Origin of the sequence: Trichococcus collinsii (assembly GCF_900107505.1) — a bacterium.
In the GTDB taxonomy this organism is placed as follows: Bacteria; Bacillota; Bacilli; order Lactobacillales; family Aerococcaceae; genus Trichococcus; species Trichococcus collinsii.
This window is the reverse complement of sequence record NZ_FNQH01000001.1, coordinates 807,350-825,158: the sequence shown is the minus strand read 5'-3', so window position 1 is coordinate 825,158 and position 17,809 is coordinate 807,350. Positions and strand designations below refer to the sequence as shown.

The following is a 17,809-nucleotide window of genomic DNA, read 5'->3' as shown; positions in this document are numbered from 1 at the left end:
AAATGACTATTAAATTTAACAAAACAGAATTATTCGCGGAAGCAAAAGCGAAATTATCCGCAGTATTATCCAACCCTGAAAGCACTGAGGCGGAGCAGACATCCGCTTATCAAAATTACCTGGAAGTAATGCAAAATGAAATCGTGAAAGCTGTATCCAGCCAAGTGAATAACGAAATGTTGGATCGTAGCATTTTGCAACAACGCGGACAAAACGTTTTGACGTCGGAAGAAACTAAATTCTTTGCCACAGTAGCGAATAGCGGTGGGTTCTCTGATGATTCCATTCTGCCTGTCACAACACAAGAACGCGTGTTTGAAGACCTTGTGCAAGAGCATCCTTTGTTGGCTGAAATCGGACTGGAAAATCTTGGAGCAGTGACGCGCTATATTGATGCAGATCCTACTAAGGCATACGCATGGGGAGATTTGTTTGGCGGTATCGCCGGGCAAGTATCATCTGCATTCTCCGAATCCACAGTGGGCCAATTGAAACTGACCGCATTCGCTGCAATCCCTACCGATATCGAAGAGCTTGGCCCAATTTGGATTGAACGCTATGTTCGTACTTTGCTTTCTGAATCGTATTCTTTCGGCTTGGAATTTGGATTTGTTAACGGTGGCGGTACAGTCGCTAAACAACCAGTCGGTTTGACGAAGAACGTGGATCCCGAAACAGGGGCGGTGACTGCCAAAACATCAAGCGGTACATTGACATTTGCGCCTTCGCAATATGGTGAAGTAGTAGCAGGCGAATTGTACAACGTCGTCAAAGCATTGTCTGTCGATGCAAAAGGTAAATCGCTAAAAGTAAACAACAAAATCGTCATGGTAGTAAATCCGGTTGACGAAATCGCAGTGCAGATGCGTAACACGATCCAAACCGCTAATGGACAATGGGTGACGGCTCTTCCATACAACATCAAGGCTGTACCATCTGAAGAAATCGCTGTAGGAAAAGCATTATTCTTTGTAAAAGGACGCTACAAAGCGCGTTTGGCCGGCGGTATTAAAGTTAAAAAATTCGACCAAACTTTGGCGATTGAAGACGCTACATTGTACACACTGAAACAGTTTGCTAACGGAGAACCGAAAGATAACAAGGCCGCATTGCTGTATGACTTGGATATCCAATTTGCTCCGCTGACAACTACGACAACGACAGCCCCGGCGACAACTACGACAACAACAGGTGTCTGATAAGGAGCTGATTTAATTGGCTATTACAGATCAAATCATAACGGAATTCAAGGATCGGATGCGCATTGGGAATTATGAAGATGATAACCTGCAGTGCATTTTAGAGGCGTCAGAACAAGATCTGATTATAAAGTGCGGAGAGTTCAACATTTCTTCGCACCTCGTGTTTCGGGAATTGGTTTTCGAGAGAGCGCGTTATGTCTATAATGACGCTCTCGAATTTTTTAACACGAATTTTCAAAGTCAAATCAATGCTCTTGGGATGGAAAAGGCGTTATCTGCCATCCAAGTAGATGAGAACGGTGACGAGGTGGTTGCAGAGTGATTTCCAAGACATACACTCCTCCACGCATAACCAGTGGGGATTTTAGGACAAAGGTAGAATTCTATGAATATGAACCAGTCGAAGGGCCGGAAGCTGGCGAAGAGGTGAAAAAAACGCTCTTCGTCTCATTTGCTAAAATCGATGAAGTTTGGATGCGGGATTTGGAGTTGGCCAAGTACAACGGTACACTATCGGATCTTACAATCAGTATTAGGGATCCATATAAAGTCTATGTTCCAACCAACAAACACCTCCTGAAAATTTATGCAGCAGAGTACGAAAGTGTTGCGTACAGAATAAAACAGGTTCAGCCGGCTTTGCAATCGCGTGATTTTGTAAAAATTATAGCGGAGGTGAACGTCTAATGGCTGTTAAAATTACTGGATTACCAGCACTTCAAGAAGCGCTTCAGTCTCGTTACGGACAAGCGAGAATGCAGGAGATTACGGACCACGCTTTGTTGGAAGGTGGCGAAGTCATCAAAAAAGAGTTGGCACAAAATTTCCAATCTTTTAAAGACACAGGGGCGTCTATCAAAGAAATAACGATATCCGAGCCGATGGTGAGCGCAGCTGGCAGAAGAAGGGAAATCCATTGGGTTGGTCCGGATGACCGGTACCGCCTTATCCACATCAATGAGTGGGGAACAATCAAAAATCCGAACCCGGCAGGAAAAGGGAAGGTTGCGGCATCGCTTGAAGGTGGAAAGAAAGCTTATAAAAGAGTTATCAAGAAAGTGATGGAGAGTGAGTTGTGATGGATGCACTGAAAAGAATATCTGAAGCACTCAGTTCCGATCCGTTGATTGCTGCTAAGGTTGAGACAAGGATTAAGTATTATGTTTATCCCGATACCGCTGATGTGACGAAGCCTTATGTCGTCATCGATCCATTGAGGCCTCCGGTCCCTGATGACTACGCCGATAACGATTGGATGACGGAAACACATTTAATCCAGATTGATGTGTGGGCGAAGACAAGAGCTGACAAAGATCTGCTTGGTAATCGCATTCAGCTTGTCATGAAGATGGCTGGCTTTTATCAAAGCGGCTCCGGCGTGGATGAATACGACAAAGATGTTCAGATTTATCGAGACGGCCGCAGATATTTGGGCAAGTTTTACAGAGACGATTTATAAAAAGGAGAGATACTTAAATGACAGAAAAGAAATATTTATCAGCTACCGGTGTGGATGAATTTCACTACGGTATTTTGACTGCAGGCGGAACCGGCATTGTAGCGGCAGCACCTGAACGGGTTGAGTTTCTACAGGATATCGAAGTTGCGATGTCTTCCGAAATTACAAGAGCATACGGGGATAATAAAGTCGCTGAATTAGGTGTATCGCATGGAGCTGTAGGCGTAAGTGGGAATTTCCACAAAATCCCGGAAACAGACAAAAACGCCTTGCTTGGATTGGAAACGAGTTCTGGCGGATTATCAGCGCACGGATCAGCAGATAACCCTCCGTATGTTGCGGTTATTTTTGCTAAAACATATGAAGATGGGTCTACAGAATACGTTGGATTGCCTAAAGGAAAGTTCCTAAAAACAAGCATCAAGGGAACAAGTAAACAAGGAAATACTACATTTAGCCAAGACGCAATCAGTGCTGAGTTTATGGATCGTGCTGTTACAGGGTTTGATAAACAAAAATCTGTTGTCGTTGGCGCTGATGATGCTGCGGCAACCACTAAACGTGACGCCATCTTCTTGGCTATCTTCGGCGTTCCATATCCAGTGACTACCACGACGACCACCGAAGAAGAGACCACAACAACGACTACTGGCGTCTAGTAGGATAAGGATATGAAGTACATCCTATGCCAACCAGCGATCAAGAGATTTGAGTGGGAATTGGAAGTTTGTATTACCCGTCTAAAAAAACTAGGCATCAATGACATTGTCCTGCTGTTCGCGCAGTGGGATAGTGGCATGCCTAAATATTTTGAAGAGACATATGATGTAGAAGTACACGTTTACAACGATGCAGAACGCGAAAAAACGTACATTCCTAGCGTTAAACCTTTTCTTTGGATGAAGTATCTGGAAGAGGATAGAGCGCGCGAGAATGACGTTTATTTTTATTTTGACAGCGACGTACTATTCAGGCAAATGCCTGAACTGAATCCGACTGAAAATGCCTGGTATACATCCGACTGCAAAGGGTATATCGGATTGGAATATATCGACAGCAAGGGCGCAGATTTGTTTGACCGCATGTGCGAAACAATCAAGGTAGACCCCGCGCTAATTAGAGCAAATAAGCCGCACGGCGGGGCGCAATGGATCATCAAGAATCCGACCTACGAATATTGGGAAAAGGTTTATGAGGACTCCGTAAAATTGTGCAAATTTTTGTCAGATGTAGAAGCTGAGTACATCAGTAAAAATGATCCTGGTTATGTCCCAATCCAAAAATGGACCGCAGAGATGTGGGCTCAACTTTGGAATGTCTATCACTTTGAAAAAACCGTGAACGTAGATAGCGAACTGGATTTCTGTTGGCCAAACGATCCGATCCGGAGATACCAAGAGACGAAGATGCTGCACAATGCCGGCGTCACGGATGACAAGAAAGGTTTATTTTTTAAGGGCCAGTACGTCAAGCGCAGTCCATTGAAAGATGATTTTAGTTTCGTCGATAAAGATAAAGCCTCCTATGAATATGTGAAAGCTATTGAGGAGACAAACAAAGAGGTGAGTCAAGTGGCAAAATACATAGTAATCGAATCGTTCGCTGATTTGCAGGATAAAAGCAAGCCGTACATAGCTGGTGACGGTTATCCGAGACCAGCCAATAAAAAGATTTCCGAAAAACGTATCGAAGAGCTGAGCACAAATAAAAATAAAGCAGGAAGGCCTTTTATCGAAAAGGTAAGCGAAGAAGGCGAGTAATTTATACTCGCCTTTTTTTCTGTACAGGAGGAAAAAAATGGCTAATTTAAAACGAAACATGATTGAGCTTATTTTAGAGGTAAAAGAGGGCGAAATCGTAACGAAGAAATATGTAACACCGGTTTTTATTCCACTGAGTGTTGTGTACGAAGCAATCGACGTGATGGCTGATTTGAGTTCTCGTAAGACTGGCGACGCTGAAAAAGACATGATTGATAATGTGCTGACTTTCGTTTCCGAAAAGGTTTATAAAAATCAATTCACTCGTGACGATCTGTTCAATGGTTTGCATGGTCCGGGAGCGATCAACGAACTGTTTATGCAAGTCCTTTTTGTTGCAAGAGGGGAACAGACCGAAGAGGCAAAAAAGTACCTGGACAGTCTTTAGAAGACGAAGACTTTACTCCGGAAAGACAAAAGGAAAGCCTGGACAAAATGATTTTGGAACTGATCAAACAGGGGAAAGGCATTAATACGGTTCTGGCTATGCCGTATAGCTTCCTGATTGATGTGCTTCGTGAAGATTGCAAGCCTGAACGCAAACGATCGCTCATCGCTGCATTTGGCGGGTAGTGAGTAGGAAGGAGGATAGAGATGCCTGAAAGAATAGAAGGTCTTTCCATTGGGCTTGACCTCGACAGCGTTAAAGTCGAGAGTGGACTCAAAGATCTGAATAAAAAACTAGCCCTTGTGAATAGTGAGATGAAAGCGAACCTCTCCGCTTTTGACAAGGGCGACACCTCAATGAAGAAGTATCAAACACAGTTGGATGGGCTGAATAAAAAACTCGAAATCCAAAAGGCAAAGGTCGAAGGCGCGAGACAGTCTTATGAAAAGATGGTCAAGGTTCACGGTGAAGGCTCAAAAGAAGCCGATGCTGCGGCAACCGCTTTTAATAAAGAATCCGCGAGCCTTATGAACTTGGCTAAATATACCGACAGCGTAAACCGAGAAATGAAAGTTTCGCATTCGATTTTTACTAAGTTCGGGAATGGACTTACGGGAATATCCGAAAAAGCGAACCAGTTAGGTGATGGATTAACAAGGACCGTCACTCCTGCGGTGATCGCTTTAGGTGCAGCGGCTGTCGCAAGCGCAAAACTTTTTGATGATGCCCAGGCTAAAATACAGGTCAATATGGGCGGTACTGCAGAAGAAGCGGCAAAGGTCGCTGGTATTGCGAATGATGTATTTAAAGATGGTTGGGGAGAGTCACTAGACGGTGTATCTACCGCACTGCTAAATGTAAAAGGTCAGTTGACGGGTATTGCAGATGAAGATTTGGGGAACGTCACTAAGATGGCCATCGCTTTAGAAGAATCACTTGGTATGGACCAGGTCGAAAGTCTTCGCGGTATCAATGCGTTAATGGAAACCTACGGAATGACCGCATACGAAGCTTTTGATTACATGGTAACAGGCGCGCAGAAGGGCCTGAACAAGACAGACGAACTCGGCGATAATCTAGCGGAATACGCGCCACTATGGGAGCAAAACGGCTATTCCGCGCAAGAAATGTTTAATACACTTCAAGCGGGCCTTGATGCCGGAGCTTACAACCTGGACAAAGTGAATGACCTAGTGAAAGAGTTCGGGATCCGTGTTAGTGATGGAACGGTGAAGACCGCTATCGAAGATATGGGCGGAAGCTGGAAAGAAATCTATGACACCTGGGAGGCTTCGGGAGAGTCGAACGATGATTTGTTCCGGAGAATGTCCCAGAATTTAGCCAGTATTCAGGACCCTCAAGAGAAAGCGAATGCCTTGTCAATGCTTTGGGGCTCAATCGGTGAAGATGCCGGGGTAAAGGTAGTGGAGGCCCTTGGCACCGTGACCGAGCAATACGGAGAAGTAAACGGCGCCGCTCAGACAGTAGTCGATACACTAGAACAAACTCAATCACAAAAGTTTCAGTCCATGTTTCGCGATATGGCCGATACGCTTGTTCCTCTTGGTGACATTTTGCTCGAGGTAGGTGAGAAAGCTTTACCTCTCATAGAAGAAGCCGTTACCACCCTAACAGATTCCTGGAACGAATTGGACCCTCTTATGCAAGAAAATATTGTCAAGTGGACAATGACATCGGCTGTCGCAGGCCCACTTGTTAAAATCTTGGCGGGAGTGGTTGGTGGCCTAGGCAGTATGGTCAGTTGGATACCTAAGGTTACGAGTGGTCTTGGAAAGCAAGGGGTTACGGGTGCTTTAGAAACGATATCTGGAACAGCCGCTACAACAGGCGGGGCTGCAGCTTTGTTTACAAATCCGTGGGTACTTGGAATAGGTGCTGTAGTCTTAGCTGCCACAGGTGTCGGTACGCTGATTTACAATGAAATGACAAAAGATCAAAAGAACCATGAGCAATCTGTAGAAGATACGAAAGGTAAATACCAAGAGTGGTTTGACGCTGTTTCCAAAGGGACAAACGACATGGTCAGTTCCCAAGAACAGATTCAAGGCGCAATTAAAGGAACTGGTTTAACGCTTGCTGAAGAAACGGCACGGCTGAAAGAACAGAACACTCTTGTCACAAGTGCAATAGATGATTTGTGGAATGGTGGATACGAGTTCAATGACGAGTTCTTCAAGTCGTTCAACGAACCACTTGCACGTAACGTTGACGGCATAAAGGACAAGTTAAAAGAACTCAAAATGTCAGACGATCAAATCGCTGAAGTGGAAGCTAGTTACAACAATCACTCTTTGACAATCGGTAACGCTATGGCTGAAGTCTTGCACACATTCACAGAGGGCAAGCTAATGACAGCAGAACTAGCGAACGCAACAATCAATGCCAACAACGCAGTAACAGAAGAAATCGTAACCAGTCTTACTGCTCAACGTGACGCAGAGCAAGCTAGCATTGAGGGCATGCTCGCTGGTGGGATGATTACAACGGCCGAGTATCAACGCAGAACGGAAGAGAACGGCATTCACTACGCAATACTTATCCAGACAACGCAGAATGCAAACGCTGAAATCAACGATATTATAGCTACTGCTTCCAGAGAAAGCCGTGAACTGACTGCTGAAGAAGTTGGTAGTATGATTACCAGTTACACAACCCTAGCCACAAATAGCGGTAAGAGCATGACAGAAATTGCTGAAGGTCAAGACGCACTAGGTCAGAACATGCGAAACATGGTATCTGAAGTTGCCATTGCGTCACTCGAACAATCTGGTGCTTTGTCAGAAAGTGCCTCCTCCCAGATTAACTCCTTAGGTAGTGTAGAGGCTAAAGTCGGCGCTTTACAATGGGCTTTGGATTATTACAATCGCACAGGCATTCCCGCAAAAACAATAAACATTGATGTATCCCCTGCTTTGCAAGCTATTGCTGATCTGCAACAACGACTATATAACATCCCTGACGAACAGGTCTATATAAACGTTGCTGAGAATCGAGTATACACCGCAACGAGTCCTACAGGCGCACAGGGCGTCGGATACGCTACGGGAACTGACTCGCATAGCGGCGGACCGGCTGTACTTGGTGATGGTGGACGAGCAGAACCATTCCTGACCCCTAGCGGCCTTTTCGGAGTATCTCCTTCTACTGATACTCTTTATCCAAACTTGCCGCAAGGGACGAAAGTATGGCCGAGTATTCAGCGGTTTAAAATGGATATCCCCCATTTTGCGACAGGGGCAAAAGGTAGTACGGAAGCGCAACGGCTGATTGCCAGTTTCGGCAAAACGACTCAAGCGAAGGCCATTGAAAAAAATGGCAATGTTTCTGATGGTGGTGGCTTTAGCGGCGGTGGCGATACGATCGATTATAACGAACTTGGGAACGCTGTAGCGGGCGCGGTCATCAACGCTTTGTTGGTCGCTGATATTAAAGTCGAAATTGATAAACGGTCATTCGGCAGATTGGTGAGTGAGCTCATTTGAAATTAGAAATTAAATATATTGGATCAGGTGGAGAACTGAATATGTCGGAATCTCCAATTTTTTATGATGAGACGGACTTTTTCAGCCGTCAGCATAATTACTCGTTGACGGCTTTGTCTAGCGGAAAAGGGTCTAAGTTGGGACGTTTTTATCGTGATGCCACAAAGTATCAACTAACGGTTAATGTTGTCGGAAATACAGAGGAACAGGCCCACGAACTGCTGAACGAAATGAACCGTTTGTTTGAGCGGGATGTTTTTTCCGCATTGCCAGGTAAGTTATTTGTGAATGAACAGTATATCAATTGCTATATAGTCTCCAGCAAATCGGTCGATAGGCTGCATGCAGGGACTATGTTTTTGGTTACGTTGGACATCCTCGCTGAGCAACCCATCTGGATTTCGGAAGAGAGGCACGATTTTCTCACTTTTACAGACGGCAGCGAAATAGGGTTTAAGTTTCCGACCGCATTCCCATTAGGGTTCACGGCCGGTAACGGAAGCCGCCAATTGCTTGTTGATCACTACGTTTCGTGCCCGATGAAGATATCCGTTTTTGGACCGTGTTCAAATCCTGAATTTATCATCGGAGAAAATACTTATCGCGTGAACGGTACTTTATTGTCTGGCGAAAGATATGAAATTGATCAGAGGACCAAAACTGTCATAAAGGTGACGAATAGTGGGGAAATCGTGAATGCGTTTAATTTGCGTAATAAAACAGAATCCGTATTCGAACCGATTAAGCCGGGTGAAAATATCCTGTCCTATAACGGAGATTTCGCGATTGAGATAACCATTTTTTACGAAAGGAGCGAACCGCTGTGGAGTTGATTCATGCGAAAGCGAATATAGAGGAAATCCAGTCACTAACTGAGTTTGACCAGTATGAGGCGGTCAGTGGTTTGGGATTTAAATATGCTGACAATGATTTTGAGTTGCAAGTGGAAGAGGCCGTGTGGGAAAAGTACCCGATGATAAAAGGGCATTATCTATATGAAATTGGCACGGAGTGGGGCGGCATGGTGGAAGATGTCAATCACGTTGGGACGACTGTGAAAGTAGGAGGGCCTACCTGGCGTGGTATGTTGGCCAGAAAAATAATTTCTCCTCCTGCTGGACAAGCATATAAAGCGATCACGGCGATGGAGGCCAATCAAGCTATAGCTGCACTTGTCGGATCGTCTCTTGGACCTTTATTCGCCATCAGTACAGCTGATTCCGGCATGACCGTTAGTGGTTCCTTCAGATACACTAATCTTTTGGCGGCGATCCATTCGATGCTGCAGCAGTATGGGGCCCGCCTGGAAATTATTTTTGACGGAACGCAGGTTGTGCTGTCGGCTGTATCTTCCGTCGATTACACAGACACGGAACTATCGCAGGAGTACGAAGCGCCACTTGAATCGTCTGTCGCTTACGGAGAGGCTTATAACCATGTGATTGCATTAGGTAGAGGCGAGTTGGCTGAAAGGGAAGTGGTAGAGCTTTGGCGCTTGGATGATGGGACGATCACTACAACGATACAACCTGCAGGTTCGAATGATAAACAGTTTGTGCTTGATTACCCTAATGCCGAATCATTAGAAGAACTAACTAGCAGCGCAACGGATAAATTGATTGAAAGTTCTCCTGTAGAATCTATTGGAATTAATCTGGATGAAATCGAAATAGATTTCAAATTGGGCGACGTCGTTGGTGGCCGTGATAAAGTTACCGGCCTAACGATTAGCAAGCCAATAACCCAAAAGATATTAAAAATTGATAAAAACGGCAGAAAAATAAACTACAAGGCGGGTGAGTAAATGGCTCAAAAGGGATTAATCAAAAACTCGGATACTGCTGACGTATCAGCTGAAAATATGGCTGCAGCCTTTCATGCGATGATCGGATCTTCTGGCATACTGGACCGGTTTAATAACCTGGCTTGCACCAAAATCAGCGATAACAGCGTACAGTTGAATAGCGGGATCTACTCGCTTCGCGGCTTCCTACTGGCGGTTGAACCAGGAACCACTGCCAACTTGACAATTGACAGTGGTACGGCCGGCCAAAAAAGAAATGATCTCGTAGTCGCTGAGTTGGTAAAGAGTGGCGGTGGCGTTGGAATTGATACATTGCAGTTTAAAATTATCAAAGGGACGTCAACAAGCGGAATTCCCGTTGATCCGACACTCGTGCAGCAGGATGTCAACGCGGCCGGCGTAACGTGCCAGGAAGCTTTATTCAGGGTGAAGCTAGACGGTGTCACGATCACGACAATAGAAGCAGTTGCTAGTCTGATCGGAAACGCCGCTTCGCTTGCTGCTGCTATTGAAAACAGAACAATTGTAGAAAGTGGCGGAAACGAAATAGATGGATATTATACCAAATACGGCAATGGAGATGTTGAGTTCTGGGGATTGATTCCATTGTCCGGAACTTTCGGAACTGGTAGCACAGCGCCTTTTACAAAGGGCTTGCCAGTTTCTTGCTTATATCCCCTGAAGGGAGTCGTATTGACAGCTTCCATGTACGACGGTTCCGGAGGTTTCCAGGATTATCGAGCAAGCGCTCATCTAAACGGAACAAACACGAATAACTTTTTTGGCCATGCGTTTGTCGAGTTCGCGTCGAGTTCGCAAAATTACATTGGTGTGCACTATGAAGCCCACGGAAAATGGAAATAGGTAGGTGATAAAATGACATTAAAAGACATTGACTTTAGCGTAGCAATGTATGGCACCACTCCAATAATCCAATCGAATTACGATGTGGCGTACACAGGTGACGAATCCAGCATTAACCTCAGATTTGCAGTAACAGACGAACCTGAGTTGGAAGGCGCAACGGCCATCGTGCATCTCAAATTTGCGGATAGCAGCCATATTGAGCGAAGTTTAGAATTAACAGAGTCTGTTTTTAGCTATACCTTAAAAGGAACGGAAAACAAGCATGCAGGTGTAGTTCGGGCGGACATCATCATCACTAAAGGTGGCGCTAAATTTACGCGCGCCGGGCATAAATTTAAAATTGACACCAGTTTGGATGCAAGTGTACCGCTCGTTGAGTACGCAGTAGATACCCTGGATACGCTTGTGGATGGTGCTGAGGAATGGTTGCTGCAGGCTCAAATTGATTTTGGAACAGCTCAATCTCAGAGAGCGGAGGAATGGGTTGCGGATAACGATGCGCGCGCCGATGAATTTGCGGAATCTCAGACTGACCGAACAAATGCATTCGATGCTAGTGAGGCGGCCAGAACAACGGGCTTCAACGCATCCGAAACCGGAAGAAGCAATACCTTCACCGTGAATGAAAACGCCCGCGAAGCGGCTGCAGAGAGCGGAGAAGCTGCGCGAGGCGAAAGCTTTGAATTAAGCGAATACGAAAGAACTACAACCTTCGGGGAGTCCGAAGCGGGCCGAGTAATAACATTCAACGGATCCGAGGCTGGCAGAACGATTGCTTTTAATCTAGCAGAAGAAGCGAGGTCAGAGGGCTACGCTAATGATCATAATCGTGCTGGCACGGATCATACTACCGCAATCAGCGATCATAGCATATCAGTAGCGGACCATGGTGCATTTGATGCGTCTCAGGCTCAAAGAACAACAGATTTTAACGCAGCACAGACAAGCCGCTCCGAAGCGTTTGGAATTTCGGAGGCTGGAAGAACTACAACTTTCAACGCTTCAGAAGCAGGCAGAACCACAATCTTCAATGACGCAGAAGAAGCAAGAGCGACAGGCTATACAGCAGATCATTCTCGTGCTGGAACTGACCATACGACGGCTGTCAATGATCATACGTTAGCGGGAACGGATCATACGACCGCAGCATCTGACCACACGTTGGCAGGAACCGACCATACTCGTGCAGATACTGACCACGCTAGGGCGGATATTGATAGTGCTACCGTAGCTGGGTTTAATGCTCGTGTTGTAGATGTTGAGACCGATACTAGCCTCGATGCAACTAATATAGTACCCAATGGGGGCTTTACCGAAGGTATTTCAAGTTGGAGTAGCTTTCGATCTACCATCTCGGCTGAAAACGGTAAGTTGAAAATTGTGGGGGATGGTGCAGGGGTAAATCCAGACGCTAGACGGAGCCTTACCTTAGTAAATAATAACAAATATTATTTAAAGTATGATTTATCATATTCTGGAACTGTTCCGGTAAGTGCAAATGTTTCATATGCCAGTGGTGGAGAACGTCTGGTTACCTCGATCACTAAAGTATCAACGAGTAATGTCGTATCTGCCACATTCAAGTCTGAGGTTACCGGAGTAGGTTTGTTTATATTCAGGACATTCTATGTAGATTCCGCAACTGCTCTAAATGCTATAAGTTATTTAGATAATGTGGTCCTAATTGATCTAACAGCCACTTTCGGAGCAGGTAAAGAGCCGACCGCAGCAGAGATGGATAGACTACTTGCTAGATTCACCAACTCATGGTTCGACGGTACGAAGAATTTATTCGCCGCAAGAACCGCGATCGAGAAGCAAATTGCGATTGATGCTGGGGCGGTTATGGATGGTAAGAATGAAATTACTAATGGAGAGTTTAGTAATGGAACTAATGGTTGGGTTGGATCCAATGCAACAATATCCGCTGCTTCAAATATCCTATCCGTAGTCGGTAGTGGAAGTTCTATTAATCCAAGAGTTAAGCCAGTTCAGCTATTAAACATTGTTGCGTCACCCGGTAGGAAAATGTACATAAGGTATAAGGCGCGAGTCACAAATAGTCTTTGTACCGCTCTAAACTGCTTTATAGACATGTCTGTATCTGGAGGCGGGTTTGCAAGTGCCCTAGGTATGCCTTCTACACCGAATCCGGTACTCAATCAGTGGTATAACATAGCTGGAATTGTCACATTTTCTTCTGTAGATGTAGGGTCTCCGTTTGTCAGTCCAATGCATTCTTATGTAGATCTTGCGACGGCTACTGGGAAGGTAATGGAACTACAGAATCTGCTGACAATAGACCTAACCGCCACCTTCGGAGCCGGCAACGAACCAACTGTCGAGCAAATGGACGCTATCATGGCTAAGTTTGAGAACTCATGGTTTGACGGGACGAAGAACTTATTCCAAGCTAAGGCGTCCTTGAGCAAACTTATGGCGTTGGATGCTCGTACTGAGTTTGAAGCGAGGAATATGTTGGCGAACGGTGACATGGCATTGAGTACCACTACTCCTAATCTTGCGGATGCATGGGCTATTTATGGGGCAATACCAGTAAGTGTAGCGGGTAATATTCAAACGGTACTCGCTACAGCTTCTGCCACCGGAGCATTTACTCAGGTTTTTAACGTCATTTCTGGTCGAAAATACTACGGTAGGATGGGTGTCAAATCCGACTCAGCATTGGTTAAGTTGCGAATGGCTGGTACCGCGATCACTGCTGCCGACAAGTTCCATTCTGGAGGAAATAATTTCGAGGAACTATCTGTAATCTCAACAGCCACCGGTACAGGAGGTGTCGAACTTAAGACTGTAGACTTAAGAACATCCGCTTGGACACAATTCCAAATTAAATACGCACTAGTTATAGACCTAACCGCAGCATTCGGCGCAGGAAAAGAACCTACTTTGGCTGAGATGGACAGACTGATGGCTCGTTTCCCTAACTCTTGGTTCGACGGTGTGAAACCTGTCCAGACTATCGAGACTTTGTATCAGGAGAAAGCTAACAAGACTCAGGAAGCTTGGATTACTCCTACTTTGGTTAATGGGTGGACTGTCGAGCCTGGATTTGCGGTAGGGTACCGAAAGAACGAATTCGGTGTAATCGAATTTCGAGGTAGACTTAACGGTACAACCTTAGGCACATCGATGTTTACGTTACCAACCGGATATAGGCCCGCACAAACTATGTCATTCCCGGTTAGCGCTAACGGTGCTGCAGGATATATGTTTGTCGACACTTCGGGGTCAGTCTATTATTCGGCTGGATCATTAATTAAAGTAAATATCGAACCTATACGTATCCCGACAGTATAAAGGAGGTTCACAATGAAACTATTCAGGAAAATAGACACCACAACAGGCAACTTTTTGGAGGATGTGCTTTTTGAAAGCCATCCTTTTTTGATGAAAACAATTCAGAAAGAAATCACGTTGGAAGACGGCGCAACCGAGATTCGAGTGGCTGAAAAACCGCTGCTTGATGAAGAAGGAAACACGCAACTTGATCCGCAATACATCGATGTCGAAGTGCCACAAGGTTTTTATTTGCCAAGGTGGGCAGGAACGGAATGGGTCGAAGGCGGCGTTGCTCCGGAGCCAATTACATCTCAACCAACAGTAGAAGACAGATTAGCAATGGCGGAAATGGCAATTTTAGATTTAATGATGGAATAGGAGAAAAGAAATGGAGATCAGTAATATGTATGGATTTTTATTAAATATGTGGATTATGGGGAAAATTGATGAGGCGTATCTTACAGTGCAAGTCACAAAAAGACGAATCACCGATGAAGAAAAGGCAATGATTTTGGCTACGTCTCAAGTATAAAGAATGGAGGCTATTTATTGTGAAAAAGCTAATTGAATATTACAAAGGACTAGAAGAATGGATCATACTTCCAGTTGCATTTTTAATATTTGCAGCATGTATGATCTGTTCTTCCATTGCTATTACAAAAATATTTTCAGTGATTTTATTGAGCTTTACTTTTTATGTCCTGAATAAGTACAAGTGACATATGCTATAATCTTCTAAAAAGGAGATTATAGCATTATGAGTTTTAGATATGACATGAAAAATAGTAGCCAAAAGCAGAGAATGATTGTAAATGCGAGGGATAATTCTAATTATATTGCAAAAAAAAATTAAATGAGGAATCCATAAATAACGAAGATAATTCTAAAGTACCTACTTTGGATTTAGCTGCGAAACTACCCGTACAAGCGTTTGACGTTGAAAAAATATATTACACTATATCCACTGGAAAAGCATCTGAAATATTAAGTGTCAGGGTTTCAACCGTAAGAAATCTAATTAATAAAAATAAAATAAAAGCTATAAAGGCGAGTGGTCACTGGTTCATTAACGAACAATCAATTTTTGATTATATGAAAAATAAGAAAGAATCAACTATAAAATAGGATTAAAAATTTATATTTAAAGCAACAATTTATAGTAGTAAAGAAGATTGCTTTGAAAGGTTGTCCCTCGGGGCAGCCTTTTTATAGTTTGAATCTTGTAATTAAATGAGCCTTTGACCCCTGATAAAGGGATTGTAATGATTTTTACCTTCACTGATAGTTGCAAAAAATAAAGAAATGCTTGCATTTTTTCTTCTAAGGGTTATATTTGGCTCATCATTGGGTGAAGGTGGTGATTAAATGCGAGCAATTTTATTGAACCATGTACATTACGGTATTATGGAAGAATTTCCTGAGTACTATGATGTTAAGACAATTGATACTTTTCTTGCTTCAGATGGGAAGAAAAAAAGTTTTCTGACGAATCGAACAAGGACAATTGAGAAAACCGGAATGGAAGTTATAGAAGATGTGCTGCTGGACGTCTGATGAAGAAGCTAGGATTACCTTTTTAAGGTAATCCTTTTCTTTTGCTTTAAATTTGAAGATGGAGCGTGGGCAATGGAGTGGATATCCGCAATAATCGCAAGTGTTGTCACCGGCATGGTCACTTATTCGGTCGCGAATAAACAGACAAATGGATCAGTAGAGCAACAATATACAGAGAATATCACTAAGCTTTTTACTTTTTATAAGGAACAAGTAGACGCTCTAAGTGATGAAGTAAAGCAATTAAAAACGCAGATCAAGGACATTGAAAACAAGTACGTCAAGGACATCAATGGGTACAAGGTGATTGTCGAGAAGTTAGAGGATGAAGTCGAAATGCTGCGGGAAGAAAATGACGAGTTGAAGATTGAGAACGCCATCCTGAAAGGGGATAAAGAAAATGGAATTTAATATTTTTATCGCACCGATTACCATGATTGCCGTGGAAATGGCAAAACGAGCGGGTTTGGAAAGCAAGTACTTGGCATTTGTAGCTGTAGTTTTTGGGGCGCTATTCGGCGCATTGTACGGCTTTATCTACAAGAGTGATATCTTTGTCAATGCATTCGAGGGATTGCTGTATGGGGCATCTGCATCAGGCATGTGGGATGCAGCTACGAAGACGCTGAAGGAGGGTAAATAAAATGGCTTATACAATCAACGACAGACGCGCATCCGCTTTAGGCGGCCAGAGCAAAGAACGCAACCGGTCAGCAATTACAACCATCGTATGGCACTATTCTGCAGTCGCCCGCTCCGTTCGCAAATTTATCACTGGTCACGAAGAATACTGGAAGAACACTCTCGGATGGGACCGCGGCGGTTATCACTTCTATATCGATGCCGATGGGAATATCTGGCAAAACTACGATTATGAGCGCATCACATGGGGCGTATATAATAATAACGGCTACTGCGTGCATATCAGTGTCGAGGCCGGTAGCGGTACGGACTACTCTCAGGCTCAAATCGATGCCAGGGAATGGCTGACACGTAAGATTATGGCTGATCTCAACGTCCCAGCAAGCAAGGTCAAAGGTCATTGGGAAGTGTATAACAACTCCGCTTGTCCTGGTTACTCGAAAGAACAAATGGATGCATTCCGCGCGAGGTTGGGGAAATCTGCAGCCGCAGCATCAGAACCAATTGCGCCTATGCGCGTCCCGGTGACTTATAACAAGATGATTGCCTATCCCGGTTACTCGATTGACAGCAAGCCCTGGGGCGAGCCTGGTCTGGTTAATTGGGGCAAAACAGATAATATCATTGGAAACGTGATTTCGATTTATGAGGAAAACGGCAGCGGGGAATATGCCAACGGTGTGAAAGTAGGTTGGATTGACAAGAGGGCTTTGATTGACGTTCCTGCACGCGTGCCAGTCAGCTATAATGTCATCGTGAAGGCCGGCGGCTATTCGATCGACTCCCGACCATGGGGCGAACCAGGCTTCGTAAATTGGGGCACAACGGACGCGTTTATTGGCAAAACGATACCGGCGGTTGAAGAAGACGCATCAGGAGAGTACATCAACACTAGCCTGGGGTGGATTGATAAACGTGCTGTCGAAAGAGAGCCTGTTGTCGTATCCTCCACGCTATACTTGCCTGCAGGAGAGACCTGGATTGTTTATCCGGAAAATGGACCATACAAGGCCGGCAATGTAATCGCGATTGAAGAGACATGTTCTTGTTTGATTCTAGGAGATAAAGGGCAGGGGCTGATTGTTGTAGATCTAGACGGTAGCGTTGGCCGTGTGGCGATACGTTATGATGAGTCAAAGGGTGCTTCTATTGAGAAAACATATTCTAAGTGAAATCGTGTTTTAAAGGGTAATTTTAAATATTTTTATCTCATAAATGCGCTAAACGTTTGACTTACACAATAGAACTATGTATTGTTCAAAGTACCCACCAAATGAAATATTAATAAAATATGTTAACAAAAGTGAATTAATTTGGTATATTACTT

Annotated in this window: 20 protein-coding genes and 1 pseudogene; all 21 read left to right on the top strand. The window is 44.3% G+C overall.

What is annotated here, in order from left to right; genetic code table 11:
* Window positions 1-2: 2 nt before the first annotated feature.
* The 21 genes and pseudogenes from BLV66_RS04075 (at window position 3) to BLV66_RS03985 (ending at window position 17,654) form a co-directional block, all read left to right on the top strand.
* Window positions 3-1,199 carry a phage major capsid protein gene (locus tag BLV66_RS04075; RefSeq protein ID WP_086986864.1) on the top strand — a complete coding sequence of 399 codons (1,197 nt, stop codon included), beginning with the start codon at window positions 3-5 and terminating at the stop codon, window positions 1,197-1,199.
* 16 nt (window positions 1,200-1,215) lie between these two features.
* Complete coding sequence (locus BLV66_RS04070) at window positions 1,216-1,524, top strand: phage gp6-like head-tail connector protein (protein WP_218131790.1); 309 nt, start codon at window positions 1,216-1,218, stop codon at window positions 1,522-1,524.
* Window positions 1,521-1,889, top strand: a complete 369-nt coding sequence (locus tag BLV66_RS04065; RefSeq protein WP_086986863.1) for a phage head-tail adapter protein — start codon at window positions 1,521-1,523, stop codon at window positions 1,887-1,889. Before BLV66_RS04070 ends, BLV66_RS04065 begins: the two co-directional genes overlap by 4 nt.
* A complete protein-coding gene (locus tag BLV66_RS04060; protein ID WP_086986862.1) occupies window positions 1,889-2,281 on the top strand; it encodes a hypothetical protein in 393 nt (130 codons plus the stop codon). The genes BLV66_RS04065 and BLV66_RS04060 overlap by 1 nt, the downstream gene beginning before the upstream one ends.
* Window positions 2,281-2,661: a gp17 family tail completion protein gene (locus tag BLV66_RS04055; protein WP_086986861.1), complete on the top strand. Its 381-nt coding sequence runs from the start codon at window positions 2,281-2,283 to the stop codon at window positions 2,659-2,661. Before BLV66_RS04060 ends, BLV66_RS04055 begins: the two co-directional genes overlap by 1 nt.
* Before the next feature lie 17 nt (window positions 2,662-2,678).
* Window positions 2,679-3,320: a major tail protein gene (locus BLV66_RS04050; protein ID WP_086986860.1), complete on the top strand. Its 642-nt coding sequence runs from the start codon at window positions 2,679-2,681 to the stop codon at window positions 3,318-3,320.
* A 12-nt stretch (window positions 3,321-3,332) separates the two neighbouring features.
* Window positions 3,333-4,208 (top strand): annotated as a pseudogene (locus tag BLV66_RS04045) (hypothetical protein); the annotation flags it as partial.
* A gap of 250 nt (window positions 4,209-4,458) precedes the next feature.
* Window positions 4,459-4,809 carry a phage tail assembly chaperone G gene (gpG, locus tag BLV66_RS04040; RefSeq protein ID WP_086986858.1) on the top strand — a complete coding sequence of 117 codons (351 nt, stop codon included), beginning with the start codon at window positions 4,459-4,461 and terminating at the stop codon, window positions 4,807-4,809.
* Between the two features lie 47 nt (window positions 4,810-4,856).
* Window positions 4,857-4,994 (top strand): phage tail assembly chaperone GT, encoded by a 138-nt coding sequence (gene gpGT / locus BLV66_RS15535; RefSeq protein WP_176974120.1) that lies wholly within the window; start codon window positions 4,857-4,859, stop codon window positions 4,992-4,994.
* Between the two features lie 21 nt (window positions 4,995-5,015).
* Window positions 5,016-8,312: a phage tail tape measure protein gene (locus tag BLV66_RS04035; RefSeq protein WP_086986857.1), complete on the top strand. Its 3,297-nt coding sequence runs from the start codon at window positions 5,016-5,018 to the stop codon at window positions 8,310-8,312.
* A 41-nt stretch (window positions 8,313-8,353) separates the two neighbouring features.
* A complete protein-coding gene (locus tag BLV66_RS04030) occupies window positions 8,354-9,145 on the top strand; it encodes a phage tail family protein (RefSeq protein ID WP_086986856.1) in 792 nt (263 codons plus the stop codon).
* Window positions 9,136-10,116, top strand: coding sequence for a Gp37-like protein (locus tag BLV66_RS04025; protein WP_086986855.1), 981 nt, complete (start codon window positions 9,136-9,138; stop codon window positions 10,114-10,116). Before BLV66_RS04030 ends, BLV66_RS04025 begins: the two co-directional genes overlap by 10 nt.
* Window positions 10,117-10,980: a hypothetical protein gene (locus BLV66_RS04020; RefSeq protein WP_086986854.1), complete on the top strand. Its 864-nt coding sequence runs from the start codon at window positions 10,117-10,119 to the stop codon at window positions 10,978-10,980.
* A 12-nt stretch (window positions 10,981-10,992) separates the two neighbouring features.
* The gene (locus BLV66_RS04015; RefSeq protein ID WP_086986853.1) at window positions 10,993-14,304 is read left to right on the top strand and encodes a BppU family phage baseplate upper protein; all 3,312 of its coding nucleotides are present in this window, start codon (window positions 10,993-10,995) and stop codon (window positions 14,302-14,304) included.
* Window positions 14,305-14,316: 12 nt separating this feature from the next.
* Window positions 14,317-14,664, top strand: coding sequence for a hypothetical protein (locus tag BLV66_RS04010; protein WP_086986852.1), 348 nt, complete (start codon window positions 14,317-14,319; stop codon window positions 14,662-14,664).
* A gap of 10 nt (window positions 14,665-14,674) precedes the next feature.
* Entirely contained in the window at window positions 14,675-14,818 is a 144-nt protein-coding gene (locus tag BLV66_RS15530) for a hypothetical protein (RefSeq protein ID WP_176974071.1), read from the top strand.
* A 365-nt stretch (window positions 14,819-15,183) separates the two neighbouring features.
* Window positions 15,184-15,411 (top strand): helix-turn-helix domain-containing protein, encoded by a 228-nt coding sequence (locus BLV66_RS15895; RefSeq protein WP_176974119.1) that lies wholly within the window; start codon window positions 15,184-15,186, stop codon window positions 15,409-15,411.
* Between the two features lie 240 nt (window positions 15,412-15,651).
* A complete protein-coding gene (locus tag BLV66_RS04000) occupies window positions 15,652-15,840 on the top strand; it encodes a hypothetical protein (protein ID WP_086986850.1) in 189 nt (62 codons plus the stop codon).
* Between the two features lie 72 nt (window positions 15,841-15,912).
* Window positions 15,913-16,251, top strand: coding sequence for a hypothetical protein (locus tag BLV66_RS03995; protein WP_086986849.1), 339 nt, complete (start codon window positions 15,913-15,915; stop codon window positions 16,249-16,251).
* A complete protein-coding gene (locus tag BLV66_RS03990; RefSeq protein ID WP_086986848.1) occupies window positions 16,241-16,483 on the top strand; it encodes a holin in 243 nt (80 codons plus the stop codon). The genes BLV66_RS03995 and BLV66_RS03990 overlap by 11 nt, the downstream gene beginning before the upstream one ends.
* A 1-nt stretch (window position 16,484) precedes the next feature.
* Window positions 16,485-17,654, top strand: a complete 1,170-nt coding sequence (locus BLV66_RS03985; RefSeq protein WP_086986847.1) for a peptidoglycan recognition protein family protein — start codon at window positions 16,485-16,487, stop codon at window positions 17,652-17,654.
* The last annotated feature ends 155 nt before the right edge of the window (window positions 17,655-17,809 follow it).

Bases quoted from the DNA above. Each gene is read 5' to 3' on its own strand.
- BLV66_RS04075 (WP_086986864.1), top strand. From the start codon at position 3: ATGACTATTAAATTTAACAAAACAGAATTATTCGCGGAAGCAAAAGCG.
- BLV66_RS04060 (WP_086986862.1), top strand. From the start codon at position 1,889: ATGGCTGTTAAAATTACTGGATTACCAGCACTTCAAGAAGCGCTTCAG.
- BLV66_RS04055 (WP_086986861.1), top strand. From the start codon at position 2,281: ATGGATGCACTGAAAAGAATATCTGAAGCACTCAGTTCCGATCCGTTG.
- BLV66_RS04050 (WP_086986860.1), top strand. From the start codon at position 2,679: ATGACAGAAAAGAAATATTTATCAGCTACCGGTGTGGATGAATTTCAC.
- gpG (WP_086986858.1), top strand. From the start codon at position 4,459: ATGGCTAATTTAAAACGAAACATGATTGAGCTTATTTTAGAGGTAAAA.
- gpGT (WP_176974120.1), top strand. From the start codon at position 4,857: ATGATTTTGGAACTGATCAAACAGGGGAAAGGCATTAATACGGTTCTG.
- BLV66_RS04035 (WP_086986857.1), top strand. From the start codon at position 5,016: ATGCCTGAAAGAATAGAAGGTCTTTCCATTGGGCTTGACCTCGACAGC.
- BLV66_RS04030 (WP_086986856.1), top strand. From the start codon at position 8,354: ATGTCGGAATCTCCAATTTTTTATGATGAGACGGACTTTTTCAGCCGT.
- BLV66_RS04020 (WP_086986854.1), top strand. From the start codon at position 10,117: ATGGCTCAAAAGGGATTAATCAAAAACTCGGATACTGCTGACGTATCA.
- BLV66_RS04015 (WP_086986853.1), top strand. From the start codon at position 10,993: ATGACATTAAAAGACATTGACTTTAGCGTAGCAATGTATGGCACCACT.
- BLV66_RS04010 (WP_086986852.1), top strand. From the start codon at position 14,317: ATGAAACTATTCAGGAAAATAGACACCACAACAGGCAACTTTTTGGAG.
- BLV66_RS15530 (WP_176974071.1), top strand. From the start codon at position 14,675: ATGGAGATCAGTAATATGTATGGATTTTTATTAAATATGTGGATTATG.
- BLV66_RS04000 (WP_086986850.1), top strand. From the start codon at position 15,652: ATGCGAGCAATTTTATTGAACCATGTACATTACGGTATTATGGAAGAA.
- BLV66_RS03995 (WP_086986849.1), top strand. From the start codon at position 15,913: ATGGAGTGGATATCCGCAATAATCGCAAGTGTTGTCACCGGCATGGTC.
- BLV66_RS03990 (WP_086986848.1), top strand. From the start codon at position 16,241: ATGGAATTTAATATTTTTATCGCACCGATTACCATGATTGCCGTGGAA.
- BLV66_RS03985 (WP_086986847.1), top strand. From the start codon at position 16,485: ATGGCTTATACAATCAACGACAGACGCGCATCCGCTTTAGGCGGCCAG.